Below are 20,416 nucleotides of genomic sequence, written 5' to 3' on the forward strand. Positions count from 1 at the left end.
CAGCCAGGCCGCTATTTTAACGGAGGAAGCGCGACAAGGAAAAGGCGAATGAGGCGTCCCCCATTCGCACTCAGGCTCAGGCGACGTATTTGTCGACCAGCGCGCGCAGAACGGCGGCGGTCTCAACATCCATCACGCCGTCATACTTCTGCTGACGGAAGTGCAACTGGAACGCGCGCACCAGCTGGCGATAGCCTTCTGCGGTGTTCGCCGCCGAGGTGTCGTAGCCGTATTGGGCGAACAGTTTCAACAGCTCGGCCTGCGCCGGCAGCCCCTGGCTGCAATATTCCTGCTGGCGCTGCTGCTTGGTCGCTTCGTCATACCAGGCGCCGACTCCGGCCTGATACAGCTGCTGCCACGGGAACTGCGGGCCCGGATCGCTCTTGCGGCCCGGCGCGATGTCGGAGTGCGCCACCACGTTCACCGGCGAGATGTCCGGATAACGCTGCAGGATGTTCTGCGCCAGCTGGGTGACCGCCTCGATCTGCTGCGGGTTGAACGGCGGGAAGGTGATGTTCTCACCGTCGCCGCTCGCCAGGTTAACGATCTCGATGCCGATCGAGGTGTCGTTGATGTTGCTGCGGGTGCCCCACTGGCTGGTACCGGCATGCCAGGCGCGTTCGTTCTCGTCCACCAGGTTGAAAATGCGCACGCCGTTGAAGCCGGCGGCCTGATAGGTGGCCTCGGTCGGATCCGGCACCAGATAGTGCGCGCTGACCGATTTTCCGGTCAATGACTTCACCGAGTCGGCGAAGTTTTGCGCCGTGTAGTGCAGCACCAGAAAGCGCACGCGGTGGCCGAAGCTGGCGACCGATCGGTAGCTATTGTAATCAATCTTGTACATCGTAAAGTCCCTCTCTCGTTTGATTTCACTGAGCGGCCCCTCATCATGACAGGCCGCCCCGCACAGGTGAACCTTCGGCTCACCTTTTCTGTTTTAGCTAATTGCTAAATCATGCGCAAGTATTTTTTAGCAAAACCGTTATTTACCTTTTTGCTAAAGAGTGCGATCATCAAACGATGGAAACTAAAGAAATCAGGCGCAACAATCTGCGCGAATTGATGGCCCGCTACGCCCGGCAAGGTGTCAACCAGAATGAGTTCGCCACGCTGGTTGAATCTTCCGCGCCAACGCTGAGCCAAATCATCGGGGAAAAATCCTCCCGCAATCTTGGCGACAATCTGGCCAGGCGGATCGAGGCCAGGCTGAATTTGCCTAAGGGCTGGTTCGACGTATTTCATGAAAAGCAGCTGGTGCGCCCGTTTGACAACGTGGCGGCGGAGTCGGACTTCCAACCCGCCCGTTTGAAACCGGTGGTATGGGAAGATACCGAACAAGACAAGGAAGAGTTTGTGGAGATCCCGCTGCTGGATATCGATTTTTCCGCCGGCGACGGCTGCTACGAAATCGTCGATCGCGAGGAGTTTTCGCTGATCTTTCGCCGTTACTATCTGCACAAGATGGGGGTGGCGGTCAACGCCGCGCGCATCATCCGCATCTCCGGCTCCAGCATGGAGCCGCGCCTGCAGGATGGCGACGTGGTCGGCATCAACACCGACGACACGCGCATTCGCGAAGGCAAGACCTACGCCATCCGCCACGGCAATTTGCTGCGGGTGAAGGTGCTGATCGAACAGCCGGACGGCGGCGTCATCATCCGCTCCCTCAACCGGGAAGAGTACCAGGACGAGCATCTCAGCTATCAGCAGCGCAAAGAGCAACTGGTGGTGCTCGGCCGCGTCTTCTGGTCGTCTTCGTCCTGGTAACGGACGACAACGTCGGGCGCCCGTTGCGCCCGGCGGTTACTTGAAGTCCACCACCATCTGCTGCTGGATAGACAACCCGCGGGTCGACTGCACGCAACCGGCGATGTAGTCGGTGAAACGCGGCGGTTTCGGCATGCCCAGCTTGAGGATCTTCTCGTTGCTGAAACGCACGTTGAGCATGGCGAACGATCCGTACAGGCGCATCGCCTTCAGCATCAGCCGCTCGTTGCACGGGCCGAAAATGTCTTTCAACTGCCGGCGCATTTTCACCAGCGCGTCGTAGGTTACTTGCGCATACTCATCGCCCACCGGCGCTTTTTCCAGCGCCGCCGCCATGGCGTTGTCAATTTCGGCAAAGCTGACGCTGCTCTCTACGCCGGCGGAGATGTGATAAACATCGTTCTCCAGCGTTTCGCTGTTCATCAGCATCACCAGCGCATCCGCACAGTAGTCCGCCGGGATCACGTCGATATTGTCCTGCAGCGAGCACATGAACTTGCGCAGCATCAGCGCCATGCCGAATACCCAGAAAATGCTGCTGGAAGGCTGACAGCCCAGGCGAGTGTGCCCCACCACGATCGACGGACGCGCGATGGTCAGCGGCATTTGCGGGCAGCGTTGGCGCATCAGCTGTTCGATGGTGGATTTGGAACGCGTATATTCCACCAGGTGCTCGGCGTCTTCCTCAAACTCGCCGCTCTCCGCCACCAGCGAACCCGGTTCCGGCGAACAGGACATGGCGGTGCCGACATGCAGGAAACGTTTTAACCCCGGCACCTGCGCCATTCTTTCGGCAAAGGCCAGGGTGCCTTCCACGTTTACCTTCCAAATGAGCGGGTTATTACCAAATGATGCAACGGCAGCACAGTTAATAACGTGCGTGACATTGTTAATGCGTGCGTCAGTTAAAAACTCGGCCGGCTCGGAAAGATCGCCCAACAATATATTTTCTATCGTGATTTTAGAAAGCAGGTTCGCGTCGATATTAAACTTTTCCATATTCGCGCGAATACGGGCCAGCCCTTGCTGCGCATCCTCGGCGCGCACCAGTAAAAGATAATTAATAGACTGATTTTCAATCAATAATTTTTCGAGAACTGCACCACCGAGAAAGCCGGTAGCGCCGGTCAACAGTAGCGTTTTCATAATTGTCACCCACATTGGTATTGAATGTGGAAGATTGTATCTGCGGATAATTAAACAAATATTAAATAGAATTACGGCACCCTGACTCACTCTTCTTAATATTATCTTAAGGAATCTTTTGAAACATCCGTCATGGATTTAGTAACAAAAGAGTCGGGCAACCATTGCGATTAATCCCTACTGTTTAAATACCATTGATGCAGCCCCTGATTTAATTTAACGGTCAATGTTATTTCTCTTCTCGTCCGTGGAGGACTTATGACCTATAACCAAAAAGCCTGGTTGGGGGTTTTACTGCTGTGCACCCTGTTTTGGGTGGCGGTGATCGGCGGCGCCTGCTCGCTGTATAACCGGGCTGAGCGGCTCGGCGCGCACCACCCGGAGAGCGAGTTCGCCGCTCGCCACAGCGTGGCCCCTTGCCAGCAACCCAACGCCCAGGCGCTGATCGCCCCCCGGAATGGGTAGGGACAATATCCGCTAACGATCCTATTATGCCCTAAGGTTAACAGGGAGATAACGATGGCTCGAAAGCTGGATAGCTTACCGCAAGCGCAACGTGAACAGATAGAAACCGATTTGCTGGCCATCAGCGTGATCTACAACGAACGCTACGGCATCGCTTCGACCCAGGCGGAAACCGAACAACAGATCCCCGACCACCTGCTCCCCTACTTTCATCAACGGCTGGATTACTATCGTCGTGCGTAATTGCGCGCATTTCGCTAACCGCCGCTTGGCATCGCTCCCCACGCCGTTACAATAGGAGCATATTGTATCCGCCACTGAAGAGACGCGATTTTGAGCAGCAAGGCAACGGCCACATTTTACATTCACGATTACGAAACCTTCGGCAAGAGCCCGTCGCTGGACCGCCCGGCGCAGTTCGCCGGCGTGCGCACCGATATGGATTTCAACATTATCGAAGAGCCGCTGGTCATCTACTGCGCCCCGGCCGACGACTACCTGCCGGAACCCGAGGCGGTGATGATCACCGGCATCACCCCGCAGGTGGCGCGCGCCAAAGGCGTTAACGAGGCCGAGTTCACCCGTCAAATTCATCAGGCCTTCAGCGTGGCCGGCACCTGCATTCTCGGTTACAACAACATCCGCTTCGATGACGAAGTGAGCCGCAATATCTTCTATCGCAATTTCTACGATCCCTATGCCTACAGCTGGCAAAACGGCAACTCGCGCTGGGATCTGCTGGATGTGATGCGCGCCTGCTATGCCCTGCGTCCGGACGGCATCGTCTGGCCGGAAAATGAAGACGGCTTCCCCAGCTTCCGCCTCGAACACCTGACGCGCGCCAACGGCGTCGAGCACACGCAGGCTCACGACGCGATGTCGGACGTTTACGCCACCATCGCCATGGCCAAGCTGGTCAAGCAGGCGCAGCCGCGGCTGTTCGATTTCCTGTTGCAGCACCGCAACAAGCACAAGCTGAACGCTCTGATCGACGTCGCCGACATGACGCCGCTGGTGCACGTCTCCGGCATGTTCGGCGCGGCGCGCGGCAACACCAGCTGGGTGTCGCCGCTGGCCTGGCACCCGGACAACAAGAACGCGGTGATCATGTGCGATCTCGCCGGCGATATGACGCCGCTGCTGACGCTGAGCGCCGAGCAACTGCGGGAAAGGCTGTACACCCGCCGCGACGACCTGGCGCCGGATCAGGCGCCGGTGCCGATCAAGCTGGTGCACATCAACAAATGCCCGGTGCTGGCGCCGGCCAAAACCCTGCTGCCGGAGAACGCCGAGCGGCTGGGTATCGATCGCCAGGCCTGCCTGCAAAACCTGCAGCTGCTGAAACAGCACCCGGAAGTGCGCGAGAAAGTGGTGGCGCTGTTCGCCGAAGCCGAGCCGTTCAAGGGCTCCGACGACGTCGACGCCCGGTTGTATGATGGCTTCTTCAGCGACGCCGACAAGGCGGCGATGAAGATTATCCAGCAGACCAAACCGCAAAACCTGCCGGCGCTGGATCTGGCCTTCAACGACGGCCGCATGAAAGAGCTGCTGTTCCGTTTCCGTGCGCGCAACTACCCGAATACGCTGGACGACACCGAGCAGCGCCGCTGGCTACAGCACCGTCAGGAAGCCTTGAGCGCGGAGCGCGTGCAAAGTTACCTGCTGCAGTTGGAATCGCTGTATAACCTGCACGAAGGCGACAAAGAGAAAACCGCCCTGCTGAAAGCGCTGTTCGATTACGGCAAAGAATTGGTGGGGTAACCCCGCAGCAGCAGAAAAGAAAAAGGCCGCGAATGCGGCCTTTTTTGTGGCTGAGGAAACGGCTCGCGCTTAGGCGGCGTCTTCGCTCGCTTGCGGTACCGGCAGACGGAAGCTGCGGGTAACGACGGCCAGATAGATCAGACCGATGGTCGCCCAAACCAGGCCCAGCGTCATCGAGCTGGCTTCCAGGTTGATCCACAGCGCGCCGACGGTCAGTGCGCCCATCACCGGCAGGATCAGGTAGTTGAACGTGTCCTTCACGGTGCGGTTCATCTTGTCGCGAATATAGAACTGCGAGATCACCGACAGGTTGACGAAGGTGAAGGCTACCAGCGCACCGAAGTTAATCAGCGCAGTCGCGGTCACCAGGTCAAACGACACCGCGGACAGCGCGATGGCGCCAACCAGCAGCACGTTCAGCGCCGGGGTACGCCACTTCGGATGCACATAGCCGAAGAAGCGGGTCGGGAACACGCCGTCGCGGCCCATCACGTACATCAGACGCGAAACGCCCGCGTGCGCCGCCATGCCTGACGCCAATACCGTCACGCAGGAGAACACCAGGATCACCGACTGGAAGAACTTGCCCGCCACATACAGCATGATTTCAGGCTGCGACGCGTCAGGATCCTTGAAGCGCGAGATGTCCGGGAAGTACAGCTGCACGAAGTAAGACACCACGATAAAGATGATGCCGCCGATCAGCGCCGTCAGGAAGATGGCTTTCGGGATCACTTTTTCCGCGTCTTTGGTCTCTTCGGACAGCGAGCTGATGCCGTCGAAGCCCAGGAACGAGAAGCACAGAATGGTCGCACCGGTAATCATCGGCACCACGTGTGCGTTATCGGACCAGAACGGACGGCTGCTGACCAGCGTACCGGCGCCTTCGCCGTGGTAGATGCCGTTGATCACCAGGCCGAGGAACACGATCATGATCGCCACCTGCACCACCACGATGATGGAGTTCAGGTTGGCCACCAGCTTGATGCCGCGCAGGTTGAAAATCGTCATCAACCCGACCAGCACCGCCACGAAGATCCAGGACGGAACGCCCGGGAAGATCGCTTCCAGGTAAATCTTGGCCAGCAAAATGTTGATCATCGGCATGAACAGGTAGTCCAGCAGCGATGACCAGCCCACCATAAAGCCGACGTGCGGGCTGATGGCTTTCTGGGCATAGGTGTAGGCAGAACCGGCGGAAGGGAATTTCTTCACCAGTTTGCCGTAGCTCAGGGCGGTAAACAGGATCGCCAGCAGAGCGAAGGCGTACGCGGTCGCGACGTGACCATCGGTCAGGCCGGATACGATGCCAAAGGTATCGAAAATGGTCATTGGCTGCAGATAAGCCAGGCCCATCATCACTACCGGAACTAAAGTCAGGGTTTTACGCAGCTGAGTGCGCTGAGCCGGAGCGGCGTTGATGGTGTTATCGGACATTGGTCAGCCCCCCCTTACCTTGAGCCTTGCGGATGGCGGACACGCCAAGACTTAAGGTTGCGGGGAAACTTCGCAACGAGCGACTTAATTCTAAAAGAAGGGGATTGTAAGCTGGATAACGGGTCGAGGTAACCTCGGCTGCTCCATAGTCGCTGCGGCCACAGCGGAAACCGGCGGGCACCGGTGCTAAAGTGAAAAATTGCCCCATCTTTCTAATCCTCATGAGTCACGACCATAAAGTTTTGTTTGATCGTGCACGAAACTATTTATCTATCCGGATCGGTGTCCGGCCTCGCTTGGTGTATGAAACGCTACGTTGGTAAAACTTAATGCAAAAAAAATAACCGACGCTTTCAAAACGTCGGCTATCTGCATTTGAGATATTTTGCACCAGAATGCCTCCGGATGACAAGATCCGGAAACCCTCAAATACAAATTCTTTTTGTCGATCGAACGGAAAACCAGCCCGGCAGGCGAATTAATCCGCTACCGGCAGGCTGGTCGCCCGCACATACCTCTTACTTTATACGCCTATTCAGGCATTTTTCAACATCCAGTCGATCTCGGTCTCCGTCACTCGCCGTTCAAACTGCAGCAGCTCGTCGGTCTTGCAGGCGTGGTAGACGTGGGTGAAGCGCTCGCCGAGATAGTGCGTCAGCGCGCGCTGGTGTTCAAACTCGTACAGCGCGTCGCTCTGGCGTATCGGCAGCGGCAGCCCCTCTTGCTCCAGCCCGTTGCCGGTTACCGGTGCAGGCAACGGTAACGCGGTGTCCAGCCCATACAGCATGCCGGCCAGGATCGCCGCCATTACCAGATACGGATTGGCGTCGGCGCCCGCCACGCGATACTCCACCCGGCGGTTCTCCGCCTCCCCGCAGGGAATGCGCAGCGCCACGGTACGGTTGTTGTGGCCCCAGGAAGCCTGGATAGGCACATACATCCCCGGCTGGAAGCGCCGGTAGGCGTTGACGTTCGGCGCCAGCAGCGCCATCGACGCCGGCATCAGGGTGATCATCCCGGCCAGCGTCTGCTCCAACAGCGGCGAATCCTCGCCTTCGGCGTCGGCGAACAGGTTATTGCCGGCGCCGTCCTGCATGCTGACATGCACATGCATGCCGCTGCCGGCGTAATCCTCATAGGGTTTGGCCATAAAGGTGGCGTGCATGCCGTGATTCTCGGCCACCAGCCGCACCAGCCGTTTCAGCGCCAGTGCATGGTCGCAGGCCAGCAAGATATCGTCGGTATGGCGCAGGTTGACCTCAAACTGCCCCGGTGAGGCCTCCGCCACCGCGCCGTCCGCCGGCAGCCCCTGCAGCTTCGCCAGCGCGTCGATATCGTTCAGCACCTCGGCGAAATGGTTGAGGTTATCGACGGAGTACACCTGGCTTTGGGTGTTGCGCTCCTGGGTGCCGGGCGCGCACGGCGGCTGCAGATCGCCTTCCGCATCCCGCTGCCGATCGATGAGATAAAACTCCAGCTCTACCGCTGCCACCGGGAACAAGCCGCGCTGTCGCAACGCCTGCCACACGCGATTCAGCACATTGCGGGGTTCAACGTCAAAGGGAGTGCCATCTTCGTCCAGCATGGTCAGCAGCACCTGGCCGATGTGCTCAGGATCGGCGGCCGAGGGGGTCAGCGAGCCCGGCACCGGCAGGCACACGCGGTCCGGTTCGCCGAGCTCCTGCCCAAGACCGGTCTCCTCCACCACGTTGCCGAGGATGTCCATAGCGAACACCGACGCGGGGAAGTAGCTGCCTTTTTCCAGTTTTTTCAACCCTGAGACGGGTATGCGTTTGCCGCGGAAGGAACCATTAAGATCGGTGAGAAGGATATCGACATACTGCGTGGCGGGATGGCGTTCCAAATAATGAGCGACCTCATTTTGGAACGCGCTACTTCGCCTCTCTTCATGATGCTGTGCAAAATGTTCAACTGCTGCGCTATTGGTTTGCATACGTCACCCGCCATTATGCTCTGAAGGCGCGCTGGCGCCCGTCCGCCGTTCGATTCAACACATGATAGGATTTCTCGCCAGGCCGCGCCGCTGCTGGGCGCTCAAAATAACATCCACAATATGAAACATAGCCTTAACAGAATTGGTTTGCAAATGTTACAATCCTGTTTGATTATTCGCCGCCGGCTGCTAAATTGATAAAATATTGACCGAAAAGGCCTTACCGCCATTTTCACGTCAACTATTTTGTCCGCCGCGCTGAAGGTGAGCATGGGCAATATATTTTCCAAACTCGCCCTAACTACCGATATCATGCAGCATCGTTATCGCCCAGACAGGCGCCCGATACCGATATTCATTTCTGCCTGTCGCCCCTACCAGAAGGAAGTACCGCTATGAGCGAAGCCAGCTTGGCACCGGGCAAGCGCCTGTCGCAGATCCGTCAGCAATTGGGTTTGTCGCAGCGCCGGGTCGCCGAACTGTCCGGGTTAACCCACAGTGCGATCAGCACCATCGAACAGGACAAGGTCAGCCCGGCCATCAGCACGCTGCAAAAGCTGCTGAAGGTCTATGGTCTGTCGCTGTCGGAATTCTTTGCCGAACCGGAAGCCGCCGACGAGCCGCGCGTGGTGATCGACGCCGAGGACCTGATTGAGATCGGCAGCCAGGGGGTGTCGATGAAACTGGTGCATAACGGCAGCCCGACGCGCAACCTGGCGATGATGCTGGAAACCTACCAGCCCGGCACCACCACCGGCGAAAAGATCAAGCATCAGGGAGAAGAGATCGGCACCCTGCTGGAAGGCGAAATCGTGCTGACCATCAACGGCCAGAGCTACTGCCTGAGCGCCGGCCAGAGTTACGCCATCAACACCGGCATCCCGCACAGCTTCAGCAATACGTCGGCGCGTGTCTGCCGCATCGTCAGCGCACACACCCCCACCACCTTCTGACCGCTTCTCGCACCGGCGCAGCCTGACGCGGGTTGCGCCCCAGCCCGCCAACGCTTTTTTCATCTCCGTTATGCCATTTTGTTGGTTGCCAACGGCGCAATCTGTGTTACAACAGAACAAAACAGCCATCTAAACATCTAAACGGCCTTAATACCCTATGTCAACCGCAACGCCTTCACGCCTCGAGATGTGTAATATCTCGATCACCTTCGCCGGCTTCAACGCGCTGCAAGACGTGGACTTCACGCTGCAGGGCGGCTCAATCCATGCGCTGGTCGGCGCCAACGGCGCAGGCAAGTCGACGCTGATGGCAATCCTCTCCGGCGCCCACGATCATTATCGCGGCGAAATCCTGATCGACGGCCAGGCGGTGGCGATCCACTCCCCGTTGCAGGCGCGCCGCCACGGCATTCACGTGGTGCAGCAAGAGGTCGACGTCGCGCTGATCCCCACGCTGTCGGTGGCGGAGAACATCATGCTGGACTGGCTGAACGAGCCGGGGCATTGGCTGAACTGGGCGGAGCTGCACCGCCGCGCCGCGCAGCTGTTGCAGCAATGGGCGCTGCCGCTCAACCCGCGCAAACGCCTGGCAGACTGTACGCTGGCGGAAAAACAGCAGGTGCTGCTGGCGCGCGCGCTGTCACACCGCTGCCGTTTTCTGGTGCTCGACGAGCCGACCGCGCCGCTCGATCGCGCCGAGAGCGAGCGCCTGTTTAACGTGGTGCGCCGCCTGCAATCCGAAGGTATCGGCATCGTGTTCATTTCCCACCGCATCCACGAACTGAGCGACATTTGCGATCGGCTGACGGTGCTGCGCGACGGCCGCCGCGTCAGCGAAGACGCCATGCGCGGGCTGAGCGGCGAACAGATCGTCGAAAAGATGCTCGGCCATCGGCTGGACGACATTTTCCCGCCGCCGCGCCCGCCGCACCCTGAGCGAACGCTGCTGCAGGTGCAAGGCTTACGCGATCGCCACAAGCTGCGCGACGTTTCGCTGCGGCTGCATGAAGGCGAGATCCTCGGCATCGCCGGGCTGGCCGGAGCGGGCAAAACCGAGCTGTGCAAAGCGCTGTTCGGCGCCAGCGCCGTGCAGCTCGAGCGCGGCGAACTGCGCGGGCAACCCTGGGCGCCGCGCGCGCCGCATCTGTCGGTCGAACAGGGATTGGCGCTGGTGCCGGAAGAGCGCCGCAAAGAAGGCATTTTTATCGATGAGGCGATCCCGATGAACCTGAGCGTCAGCGCCGACGACAGCTTCTCGCGCTGGAGCCTGTTCAGCCGGCGACAGGAACTGCGCTGGGCGCGCGAGATCATGCAGCGCCTGAACATTCGCGCCTCCGGCCCGCAACAGCGGCTGGCGCGCCTGTCCGGCGGCAATCAACAAAAAGTGGCGATCGGCAAATGGCTACGCGGCGACGCCGAGGTGCTGATCTTCGATGAGCCGACCAAGGGCGTGGACATCAAGGCCAAGCGGGAACTGTTCAGCCTGATCGACGGCCTGGCGCGCGCCGGCAAAGGCGTGATTTACGCCTCCGGCGAGTTTGCCGAACTGGTTGGCCTGTGCGATCGCATCTGCGTGCTGTGGGACGGCCGCATCGTGGCGGAGCTGCACGCCGCCGACATCGACGAAGAAACCTTATTGCTCTATTCCACCGGAGGAACCCCTGCGTGAGTAAAGAATTTGCCCTGCGGCCAGCGCTGCCCTGGCGTCAACAGCTGTTCGATTTCCTCTACAAATGGGGCATGCTGCTGACCGTCGCGGCGCTGATCGCCCTGTTCGGCCTGGCGTCGGACAACTTTCTCGACGCCAACAACATCATCAATATCCTGCGTTCGATCGCCATCGTGACGGTGATCGCCATCGGCGTCTCTCTCTCGCTGTCGGTCGGCGGTTTCGATCTGTCGGTCGGTTCGACCGCCTCGTTGGCCAACGCGCTGGTGATTTCGCTGTTCGTCTGGCACGGGTTCGGCACCACCGGCGCCATTGTGGTGACGCTGTTGCTGTGCACGCTGGTCGGCCTGTTCAACGCCCTGCTGATCGTGGTGTTCAGAATTCCCGATATGCTGGCGACGCTGGCCAGCCTGTTCGTGATCCAGGGCGTGGCGATGACCTACAGCTACGGCGGCTCCATCACCCAAAACATGGTGCTGCCGAACGGCGACATGGCGGAAGGCCTGATCCCGGAGATGTTTTCCGCCCTCGGTCAGGTGCCGGTGATCGTGCTGATCATGCTGGCGGTCACCGTGGCGGTGCAGCTGTTCCTGTCGCTGACCAAGCACGGCCGCCGCATGTATGCCATCGGCGGCAACCCCGAGGCTGCGCGCCTGTCGGGCATTCGCACCGTACGTTACAGGGTGGCCGCTTACGTCATTTCTTCTTGGCTGGCGGCGCTTGGCGGCATCCTGTTGGCGTCACGTATCGGTTCTTCGCAGGTCAACGCCGGCGGCGGCTATCTGATGGATGCGGTGGCGGCGGCCTACATCGGCTTCTCGCTGGCCGGCTCCGGCAAACCCAATGCGCTCGGCACCCTGATCGGCGCGGTGATCCTCGGCGTGCTGCAAAACGGCCTGGTGATGCTCTCGGTGCCCTACTACGCCATGGACATTATCAAAGGCCTGGTGTTGGCGCTGGCGCTGGCCATCACCTATATCCAGAAACGCTGATCCTCTCCGGCGCACGTCCGCTGCGCCGCTTTTCCCTTTAATTCATCCGGTTACTCTTTCCCGTCAGAATAACAAGCATACAAATGATATGAATTATCATTAGCGTTTACATTCAGTAAAAAATCCTTACAATGGCCTCACGCAACGCTGACGAAGCGACGGATTTCTCAGCGAACGATGAATTATTTCATTAGAAATTCAATTGGTTAATTACTTTCACTTCAATCCAGGAAAGGTTTACCTCATGGAAACGCCACGTTACAGCAAGCTCGCCGCTCTGGTGATCGCCTCACTCAGCGCCACCGCCGCACTGGCCGCGCCGCAGGACGATACCCAAGACACCATGGTCGTCACCGCCTCCGGCTTCCAGCAAAAAATTCAGGACTCCGCCGCCTCCATCTCGGTGATCCCGCGCCAGCAGATCGAAGATAAGGCCTATCGCGACGTGACCGACGCGCTGAAAGACGTGCCGGGCGTAGTAGTCACCGGCGGCGCCAGCAGCAGCGACATCAGCATTCGCGGCATGTCTTCCAAGTACACGCTGATCCTGGTGGACGGCAAGCGCGTCGACACCCGCAGCACCCGGCCGAACAGCGACAACGCCGGCATCGAACAGGGCTGGCTGCCGCCGCTGGAAGCCATCGAGCGCATCGAAGTGGTGCGCGGGCCGATGTCTTCACTGTACGGTTCCGACGCCATGGGCGGGGTGATCAACGTCATCACCCGAAAAACCTCCCGTACCGAGTGGAAAGGCTCGCTGCACGGTGACGCCACCCTTCAGGAAAACCGCGATTCCGGCGATCTGTTCCAGACCAACGCCTACGCCTCCGGCCCGCTGGTTGAAGGCCTGCTGGGCCTGCGGGTCAACGGCCTGCTGTCGCGCCGCGCGGAAGATAAAATCGTCAACGGTTACAACGAACAGCGCATGCGCAGCGGCACCGCGGTGTTCACCCTGACGCCGGACGAGAAAAACGAATTCGACTTCGAAATCGGCCGCTCGCTGCAGGACCGCAACAGCACGCCGGGCAAATCGGTGGTGGCGGAACGCTGCAGCAAAGGCAAATGCACCCCAACCGAAGTCAGCGAAAACCTGTATACGCGCACCAACTACGCGCTGACCCACAACGGCTATTACGATTTCGGCAACTCCACCAGCTACATTCAACGCGAAGAAACCGGTAATCCGGGCCGTAACATGAAGGCCTACAACACCATCTTCAACACCCAGAACCAGTTCGAACTGGGTTCCCATATGTTGAACCTTGGCGGACAGTATCGTTACGAGAAACTGGGCGATGGCGGTAACCAGCTTGAATCGGCTCAAGGCCTCAGCAAGCTGACACGCTGGAGCTGGGCATTGTTCGCTGAAGACGAATGGGCGCTGACCAACGACTTCAGCCTGACGACCGGCATCCGCATGGATCAGGACGAAAACTTCGGCAGCCACTGGACGCCACGCATGTACGGCGTCTGGCACCTGACCGAACAGTGGACGCTGAAAGGCGGCGTCTCCGCCGGTTACAAATCGCCGGATCTGCGCCAATCCTCCCCTAACTGGGGGCAGGTCACCGGCGGCGGCGTGCGTAAAGGCATCATCGTCGGCAACCCGGATCTGCAGCCAGAGAAGAGCCTGAGCGAAGAGATCGGCCTGATGTGGGATAGCCTGAAAGGCATCAACGCCGGCGTGACGGTCTTCAACACCGACTTTAAAGACAAAATCACCGAAGTGCGCCGCTGCGAAGACACGCCGGACTGTAAGATCGGTAACGATGTCTATGACTTTATCAGCGATCGCGTTAACGTCGACAAAGCCAATATGCGCGGCATAGAAGCCACCTTCGGCTGGCAGATCAACAAAGACTGGAAGTGGAACACCAACTACACCTACACCTCTTCCGAGCAGAAGAGCGGCGAGTTCCAGGGCAAGGCACTCAACCAGATGCCGAAGCACATGCTGAATACCGTGCTGGACTGGCGTGCCACGCAGGACCTCAGCCTGTGGTCGCGCGTTAACTTCCGCAGCAAAACCTCACAGTATCTGAGCCGCACCTCGATGGCGACCAGCACGCCGTCCTACACCTTCGTCGATGCGGGCCTGAGCTACCAGGCGGCGAAAAACCTGCAGCTGACCGGCGGGGTTTACAACATCCTCGACAAAACCGTGGATTACGATCACTTCCGCACTACGCTGGACGGCCGCCGTTATACCGTCGGCATGACCTACAACTTCTGATGCCCCCGGGCGCGCGCTGCGCGCCCTTTTCATTCCATCACCGTGAGGAAGCCCCATGAAATTACGCCGCTCCCCCCTGATGATCGCCCTGCTGGCCACGATGGCGCTGGCGGGTTGCCACAGCAAAACCGACGCGCCGGCGGCCCCGGCCACCGTCAATGTCCAGCACCTGAACGGCAGCACCGAGGTGAAAAAACACCCACAGCGCATCGTGGTGCTGGATTACGCCTCGCTGGAAACGCTGCAGCTGCTGGGCGTCGAGCCGCTGGCGCTGCCCGGCAACCGCAAGAACTTGCCGGATAACCTGAAGCGCTATCAGGACGACAAATACCTCAATGCCGGTACCCTGTTCGAGCCGGATATGGCCGTGCTGCGCGCCGCCAAACCGGATCTGATCCTGATCGCCGGCCGGGCGTCCAAGGCCTATGACGAGCTGAACGCGCTGGCGCCGACGTTGAACATGTCCGTCGATCCGCAGGATCAGTTGGGCAGCCTGAAACAGCGCACGCTGCAGTTGGGTGAGCTGTTCGATAAGCAGCAGCAGGCGCAGGCGGCGGTCGATAAGCTGGATGCGCAGATCGCCGCGGTCAAACCGCAGGCCGCCCAGGCCGGGCACGGACTGGTGGTGCTGTTCTCCGGCGGCAAGATCAGTGCTTACGCCCCCAAGAGCCGTTTCAGCTTCGTCTATGACGCCCTCGGCTTCTCGTCTGCGTTGCAGTCCGACGAGAAAGACGTGCGCGGCAACAAACTGACGCCTGAGCAGGTGGCCAAACTGAATCCGGACTGGCTGTTCGTTATCGACAGAGACGCCGCGACCGGGCGGCCGAACGCGGTGGCGCCGCAGAAGATCCTTACCGGCACCGCGCTAAAGAAAACCACGGCGGTGAAAAAAGGCCAGGTGGTTTACCTGCCGGCGGCCGAGGTCTATCTGTCCGGCGGCATCGTCACCGCCCAGCACGTTGTTGAACGCGTGAGCGAGGCGCTCAATCACACTGCACGATAAAGAAAGCCCGGCGATGCCGGGCTTTTTTCTGGATTAAATCGTCGGCTGATTTACCAAGCCGTCTATCAGCACCTGCGGCGTGCCCTGCGAGCAGCGTTCGATACGCCCGCGCACGCCGTAGACCCGTGCCAGGCTCTGCGGCGTAATCACCTGATCCGGCGCGCCGTCGGCGATCAGATCGCCATCCTGCAGCATCAGCACGTGGTCGCCGTGACGCAGTGCGATATTGATGTCATGCACCACCACCACCGTCACGATGTTGCGCTTGCGGGTTTCGCGGCGTACCAAATCCATCACGTGGAACTGATAGTTGAGATCGAGCGCGCTCAGCGGCTCATCCAGCAACAGCAGAGAAGGCTGGCGGATCAGCGACTGCGCCAACCCCACCAGCTGTTTCTGGCCGCCGGACAGCTGATCGAGATAGCTCAGCGCCAGGTGGGCGATGCCCAGCTGTTCCAGCAAAGCCATCACTTCCGCTTCGCTGCCGGCGTTGCTGCGACCGCCCGAGGCGCGCTGCGCCACGATGATCGACTCCAGCACGTGCAGATGCACCCCGGCGGGCAGCGACTGCGGCAGGTACACCACCTTCTCCGCCCGACGGGCGAACGGCATCTGCATCAGATCGCCGTCGTCCAGCCACAGCTTGCCCTGCGCCGGGTTCAGCCCGGCCAGTGAACGCAGCAGCGTCGATTTGCCGCTGCCGTTCGGCCCCAGCAGCACGGTGATTTGCCCACGCGGCAGCATCGGCACCGAGAGATCGTCAATCACCTGGCGTTTCGGGTAGCCCGCCGAGAAGTTTTCTATCCGCAAGCCCTGATTCATACGTTCCCCCGGTGGCGCAGAATAATGCTCAGGAAGAACGGCACCCCGACCAGCGACGTCACGATACCCACCGGAATGATCACCCCAGGCACCAGGTTTTTCGACGCCACCGAGGCCATCGACAGCACCAGAGCGCCGATCAGCGCGCTGGCCGGCAGATAGAAACGATGATCTTCGCCGAAGATCATGCGGGCGATATGCGGCGCCACCAGGCCGATAAAGCCGATTGGCCCGACGAAGGCCACCGCCAGCGCCGAGAGAATGCTGATGCGCAGCAGCGTGGTCAGCCGCAGGCGACGCACGTCGATGCCGAAGCTCACCGCCCGGTCTTCACCCAGGCGCAGCGCCGTCAGTTTCCACGAGCTCATCATCGACAGCGGCAGCAGCACGGCGAACACGCCGAACAGAATGCCCAGCTTATCCCATGAAGCGCGCGCCAGGCTGCCCATGGTCCAGAACACCAGCCCCTGCAGCGTGTCCTCGCTGGCGATGAACTGCATCATCGAAACCAGCGCGTTGAAGGTAAATACCAGCGCGATGCCGAACAGCACCACGCCGGAGGTGGCGACCCGCGTCCAGCGCGTGATGCCGTCGAGCATCAGCGCGGCGAACAGCGCAAAGATAAAGGCGTTGGCGGAGATGAACCACTGATCGGGAATCCCCGGAATGCCGATGCCGAGCACGATCGCCAGCGCGGCGCCAAAGGCCGCGGCGGAAGACACGCCGAGAGTAAAGGGGCTGGCCAGCGGGTTATTCAGGATGGTCTGCATTTCCGCCCCGGCCAGGCCGAGCGCAAAGCCCACCACCACCGCCATCAGCGCATACGGCAAGCGGATATCCCAGACGATCACTCGCGTACCGGCGTCGGCCGCGGCGGGGTCAAGCAGCGTTTGCCATAAGGATGCCAGCGACAGGCCGGAGGGCCCCATGGTGAAATCCAGCAGCAGCGAGCCCAGGATCGCCAGTGCCAACACGCCCATCATCAACAGGCGATGGCGAAGAATATGCTGATAACGCCCCATCACGCCGGCGTCGGGTTGCCCCTTGGCTTCAGTCATGGGATCGGTGGATACGCTCATTAGTTAAGATACCTGTTGCAACCATGATGACAGCGGCGCGAAAGCGGCCGCCGTGAACCGGAAAGTGCACGCAGACCGCCCGCGCGCAGCCGTTAACAATAAAACAAACGATAATACTTATCAATCATATCAATAGGTGAAAACGGCGTTGTCGAAATGTAATAATTTGTTTTTACTCGCCATTTTTCAACCCCTCGCGTTTCCTCCCTTCACCGCCATTAGGTTAATTATTCTGAAAATTATTCCTGATCCGACCAGACTCTGACAAAACACGAAAAAACCACATAGAATCCAGAACCACGGCACCGCGCGTGCAAAAAACTTCAGGCTGCCGCAAGAGCGGCCTTATTGACGAGGCAGTAATGAGAAGTCCATCTCCGGCGGTAACGCCCAAACGTCCTGCGCTGCTGAACTGGCTGTTATACAGCCCGCTGCACGCCGATGACGAGCCGTTTCAACGCCAGCTGCGGCTCACGTTGACGCCCTCTCCTCTCACCCCCTGGCTGAATGCCGCGGGGCCGGCCGCGCTGCTGGTGGGGTACGCCTGGCTGAGCCAGCGGCCGATCGGCATCGGCTTGCTGCTGCTGTTGCTGCTGTTGACCGCCGGGCGCGCCTGGCTGGCGCGCCGACGTCAGCCTGCCTGGCCGAACGCCATGCTGGTGACGGTGCTGCTGTGGGCGCTACTGGTCGGCGCCAGCGCCGCCCTGGCGATGCTGTCGGGCCGCTTCGTGCTGATCCTGTTCGCCGGTCTGACGATCACCGCCCTGGCCTGCTGGCTGATGCAGCGTCACGCCGCCGCCCCGCGCTTCGCGCTGCTTGAAGTGATCGTACTGACGCTGCCCTATCTGCTGGCGGCCCCGCTGTCACGGGTGCAAAACCTGTTTATCCTGGCGGATCTCGCCCCGCTGTGGCTGGTGCTGGCCCATGGCATGATCGCTCGCTATCACCGCCAATTGGTGCAGCGCGTCACGCTGGCGTGGGAAAAGCAGCTGGCGTCACACCGCGATCGCCTGACCGGCTTCCTCAACCGCGCGGGGGGCGAAGCGGTGATGCGCAGCATCTGCCGCCCCGGTTCGACGCAGCCGATCTCCCACCTGTTCATTCTTGAATTCGGCCCGCTGGCAGCGCTCTACCAAAGCCACGGCGTCCAGATCGGCGACGACGTACTGCGCACCGTCGGCGAACGCCTCAAGACGCTGATCCGCCCCAGCGACTACGTCTGCCGCTATACCGGCGGTCTGTTTTTGATTCTGGTGCACGATCTGCCCTACGGGGCGGAAAGCGAGTTCCTGGCGCGCATTGTGCCGCCGCTGGAGGCGCCCTACGATTTTGGCGCGTTCGGCGAGGTGAACATGCAGCTTAGCGCCGGCATTCTGGCGTTGACGCAGGATTACGCGACGGTGGACAGTTTGATGAGCTCGGCGCAGCAGGCGCTGGCGGAAGCCAAAGGCGGGAAAAAGTAACATAAAACGCGGCGGGAGCCCCCGCCGCGTATCACTCACCGAAAATTACTTCACGTCCATCTTCGGGAATTCCATTTCGCTGTACTTCACCACACGGGTGCCGCGCGACAGCTTGTAGCCGAACCAGATCAGCAGGAACAGCGGGATGCCGATGTAGGTCGCGGTCACGCCGTACCAGTCGATCTTGTCTTGCAGGAAGGCCTGATAGTTCTGGCCCAGGGTGATGATCAGGCACAGCACGAAGGCGAAGATCGGCCCCAGCGGGAAGAACCCGGAACGGTACGGCAAGTCGTTCAGATCGCGCCCCTGCAGCATGTAACCGCGACGGAAGCGGTAGTGGCTGATGGCGATGCCCAACCAGGCGATGAAGCCGGTCATGCCCGAAGTATTCAGCAGCCACAGATAAACCGACTGGTTGCCAAACATCGACGTCAGGAAGCACAGGCCGGCCACCACGCAGGTCGCATACAGCGCGTTGCGCGGCACGCCGCCTTTCGACAGCTTGGCGAAGATGCGCGGTGCCTTGCCTTCCGAGGCCAGAGTGAACAGCATGCGGGTAGACGCGTACATACCCGAGTTACCGGCGGAAAGCACCGCCGTCAGGATCACCGCGTTCATCACCGCCGCCGCCGACAGCAGGCCGGCATGCTGGAACACCAGGGTGAACGGGCTGACGCTGATGTCTTTCACGTCATTGCGCAGCAGGCTCGGATCGGTGTACGGAATGATCAGGCTGATGATCAGAATGGCGAAGATATAGAACAGCAGGATACGCCAGAACACCTGACGCACCGCGCGCGGGATGTTTTTGCCCGGGTTTTCCGACTCGCCGGCCGCGATGCCGATAAGTTCGGTGCCCTGGAACGAGAAGCCGACGATCATCGCCACGCCGATCATCGCCGAGAAGCCGCCGGCGAACGGCGCGTCTCCTATCGTCCAGTTCTGCCAGCCGGCGTGTTCGCCGCCCTTCAGAATGCCGACGATCATCAGCACGCCGACGGCGATGAAGATAATCACGGTGCTGACCTTGATCAGCGCGAACCAGTATTCCGCCTCGCCGAACCCTTTCACCGAAATGTAGTTCAGCAGGAACATCAGGCCGAGGAACAGCGCGCTCCAGATCCAACCCGGCGTGTCCGGGAACCAGTAACTCATCACCAACTGCGAGGCCACCAGGTCAACCGCGATGGTCACCGCCCAGTTGTACCAGTAGTTCCAGCCCAGCGCGAAGCCGAAGCCTTCTTCCACGTATTTGGCGCCGTAGGTGGAGAATGAACCGGAGACCGGCATAAAGGCCGCCAGTTCGCCCAGGCTGGTCATCAGGAAATACACCATCAAACCGATCAGAGCGTAAGACAACAGTGCCCCGCCGGGGCCTGCCTGAGAAACCGTGGCGCCCGAGGCGACGAACAGACCGGTGCCGATGGAGCCGCCGATGGCGATCATGGTCAAATGCCGGGCTTTCAGCTCGCGGCGCAATCCGGGTGCTTGCTGCCCCGATGTTTTTATATCCTGCTGAGCCATTCGTTCCCTATCTATCTGCTCTTCGAAAAATGAGGGCGGATTGTAACAAATACCCGCCGGTGAACTAGCAACATTGCACTGATATAAGATAGCTTCATAATTCAGAGGCAATTATTAGCCGCGGCCCTTATGGCCTTACTTACTCTCA

Annotated in this window: 17 protein-coding genes; 10 read left to right on the plus strand and 7 right to left on the minus strand. The window is 59.9% G+C overall.

Annotated elements, in window-relative coordinates:
* Positions 1-76: 76 nt before the first annotated feature.
* Positions 77-844: an N-acetylmuramoyl-L-alanine amidase gene (locus ATE40_RS13040; RefSeq protein ID WP_019453596.1), complete on the minus strand. Its 768-nt coding sequence runs from the start codon at positions 842-844 to the stop codon at positions 77-79.
* Positions 845-1,020: 176 nt separating this feature from the next.
* Here ATE40_RS13040 and ATE40_RS13045 point away from each other — a divergent pair, with 176 nt between their 5' ends.
* Positions 1,021-1,767: a S24 family peptidase gene (locus ATE40_RS13045; RefSeq protein ID WP_019453597.1), complete on the plus strand. Its 747-nt coding sequence runs from the start codon at positions 1,021-1,023 to the stop codon at positions 1,765-1,767.
* 36 nt (positions 1,768-1,803) lie between these two features.
* On the opposite strand, the gene ATE40_RS13050 is transcribed toward ATE40_RS13045, so the two are convergent.
* A complete protein-coding gene (locus ATE40_RS13050; RefSeq protein WP_025160190.1) occupies positions 1,804-2,913 on the minus strand; it encodes an SDR family oxidoreductase in 1,110 nt (369 codons plus the stop codon).
* Between the two features lie 258 nt (positions 2,914-3,171).
* On the opposite strand from ATE40_RS13050, the gene ATE40_RS13055 reads away from it, so the two are divergent.
* The 3 genes from ATE40_RS13055 to sbcB all read left to right on the plus strand — a co-directional run bounded on the left by ATE40_RS13055 (position 3,172) and on the right by sbcB (position 5,139).
* The gene (locus tag ATE40_RS13055) at positions 3,172-3,378 is read left to right on the plus strand and encodes a hypothetical protein (protein WP_063919725.1); all 207 of its coding nucleotides are present in this window, start codon (positions 3,172-3,174) and stop codon (positions 3,376-3,378) included.
* Positions 3,379-3,432: 54 nt separating this feature from the next.
* Positions 3,433-3,621 carry a DNA polymerase III subunit theta gene (locus ATE40_RS13060; protein WP_019453600.1) on the plus strand — a complete coding sequence of 63 codons (189 nt, stop codon included), beginning with the start codon at positions 3,433-3,435 and terminating at the stop codon, positions 3,619-3,621.
* 90 nt (positions 3,622-3,711) lie between these two features.
* Entirely contained in the window at positions 3,712-5,139 is a 1,428-nt protein-coding gene (gene sbcB, locus ATE40_RS13065; RefSeq protein ID WP_063919726.1) for an exodeoxyribonuclease I, read from the plus strand.
* A 69-nt stretch (positions 5,140-5,208) separates the two neighbouring features.
* Here sbcB and ATE40_RS13070 read toward each other — a convergent pair whose 3' ends face one another.
* Both ATE40_RS13070 and ATE40_RS13075 read right to left on the minus strand, forming a co-directional pair.
* Positions 5,209-6,576, minus strand: a complete 1,368-nt coding sequence (locus tag ATE40_RS13070) for an APC family permease (protein ID WP_019453602.1) — start codon at positions 6,574-6,576, stop codon at positions 5,209-5,211.
* A 535-nt stretch (positions 6,577-7,111) separates the two neighbouring features.
* Complete coding sequence (locus ATE40_RS13075) at positions 7,112-8,530, minus strand: glutamine synthetase family protein (protein WP_063919727.1); 1,419 nt, start codon at positions 8,528-8,530, stop codon at positions 7,112-7,114.
* Between the two features lie 395 nt (positions 8,531-8,925).
* On the opposite strand from ATE40_RS13075, the gene puuR reads away from it, so the two are divergent.
* From puuR to ATE40_RS13100, 5 genes are all read left to right on the plus strand, one after another.
* Positions 8,926-9,483 carry an HTH-type transcriptional regulator PuuR gene (gene puuR, locus ATE40_RS13080; protein ID WP_063919728.1) on the plus strand — a complete coding sequence of 186 codons (558 nt, stop codon included), beginning with the start codon at positions 8,926-8,928 and terminating at the stop codon, positions 9,481-9,483.
* 157 nt (positions 9,484-9,640) lie between these two features.
* A complete protein-coding gene (locus ATE40_RS13085; RefSeq protein ID WP_063919729.1) occupies positions 9,641-11,152 on the plus strand; it encodes a sugar ABC transporter ATP-binding protein in 1,512 nt (503 codons plus the stop codon).
* Positions 11,149-12,144, plus strand: coding sequence for an ABC transporter permease (locus ATE40_RS13090; protein ID WP_063919730.1), 996 nt, complete (start codon positions 11,149-11,151; stop codon positions 12,142-12,144). The genes ATE40_RS13085 and ATE40_RS13090 overlap by 4 nt, the downstream gene beginning before the upstream one ends.
* A 244-nt stretch (positions 12,145-12,388) precedes the next feature.
* A complete protein-coding gene (locus tag ATE40_RS13095; RefSeq protein WP_063919731.1) occupies positions 12,389-14,377 on the plus strand; it encodes a ligand-gated channel protein in 1,989 nt (662 codons plus the stop codon).
* A 55-nt stretch (positions 14,378-14,432) separates the two neighbouring features.
* On the plus strand, positions 14,433-15,380 hold the full coding sequence (locus ATE40_RS13100) for a siderophore ABC transporter substrate-binding protein (RefSeq protein ID WP_063919732.1): 948 nt from the start codon (positions 14,433-14,435) through the stop codon (positions 15,378-15,380).
* Between the two features lie 33 nt (positions 15,381-15,413).
* Here the strand turns inward: ATE40_RS13100 and ATE40_RS13105 are convergent, their stop codons facing one another.
* Both ATE40_RS13105 and ATE40_RS13110 read right to left on the minus strand, forming a co-directional pair.
* The gene (locus tag ATE40_RS13105) at positions 15,414-16,202 is read right to left on the minus strand and encodes an ABC transporter ATP-binding protein (RefSeq protein ID WP_019453610.1); all 789 of its coding nucleotides are present in this window, start codon (positions 16,200-16,202) and stop codon (positions 15,414-15,416) included.
* Complete coding sequence (locus ATE40_RS13110) at positions 16,199-17,281, minus strand: FecCD family ABC transporter permease (RefSeq protein ID WP_025160187.1); 1,083 nt, start codon at positions 17,279-17,281, stop codon at positions 16,199-16,201. Before ATE40_RS13110 ends, ATE40_RS13105 begins: the two co-directional genes overlap by 4 nt.
* A gap of 362 nt (positions 17,282-17,643) precedes the next feature.
* Between ATE40_RS13110 and ATE40_RS13115 the strand changes: the two genes are divergently transcribed.
* A complete protein-coding gene (locus tag ATE40_RS13115) occupies positions 17,644-18,744 on the plus strand; it encodes a GGDEF domain-containing protein (protein ID WP_063919733.1) in 1,101 nt (366 codons plus the stop codon).
* Positions 18,745-18,789: 45 nt separating this feature from the next.
* Here the strand turns inward: ATE40_RS13115 and ATE40_RS13120 are convergent, their stop codons facing one another.
* The gene (locus ATE40_RS13120; protein ID WP_025160186.1) at positions 18,790-20,268 is read right to left on the minus strand and encodes an amino acid permease; all 1,479 of its coding nucleotides are present in this window, start codon (positions 20,266-20,268) and stop codon (positions 18,790-18,792) included.
* Between the last annotated feature and the right edge of the window lie 148 nt (positions 20,269-20,416).

Source organism: Serratia surfactantfaciens (assembly GCF_001642805.2).
Classification (GTDB): Bacteria; Pseudomonadota; Gammaproteobacteria; order Enterobacterales; family Enterobacteriaceae; genus Serratia; species Serratia surfactantfaciens.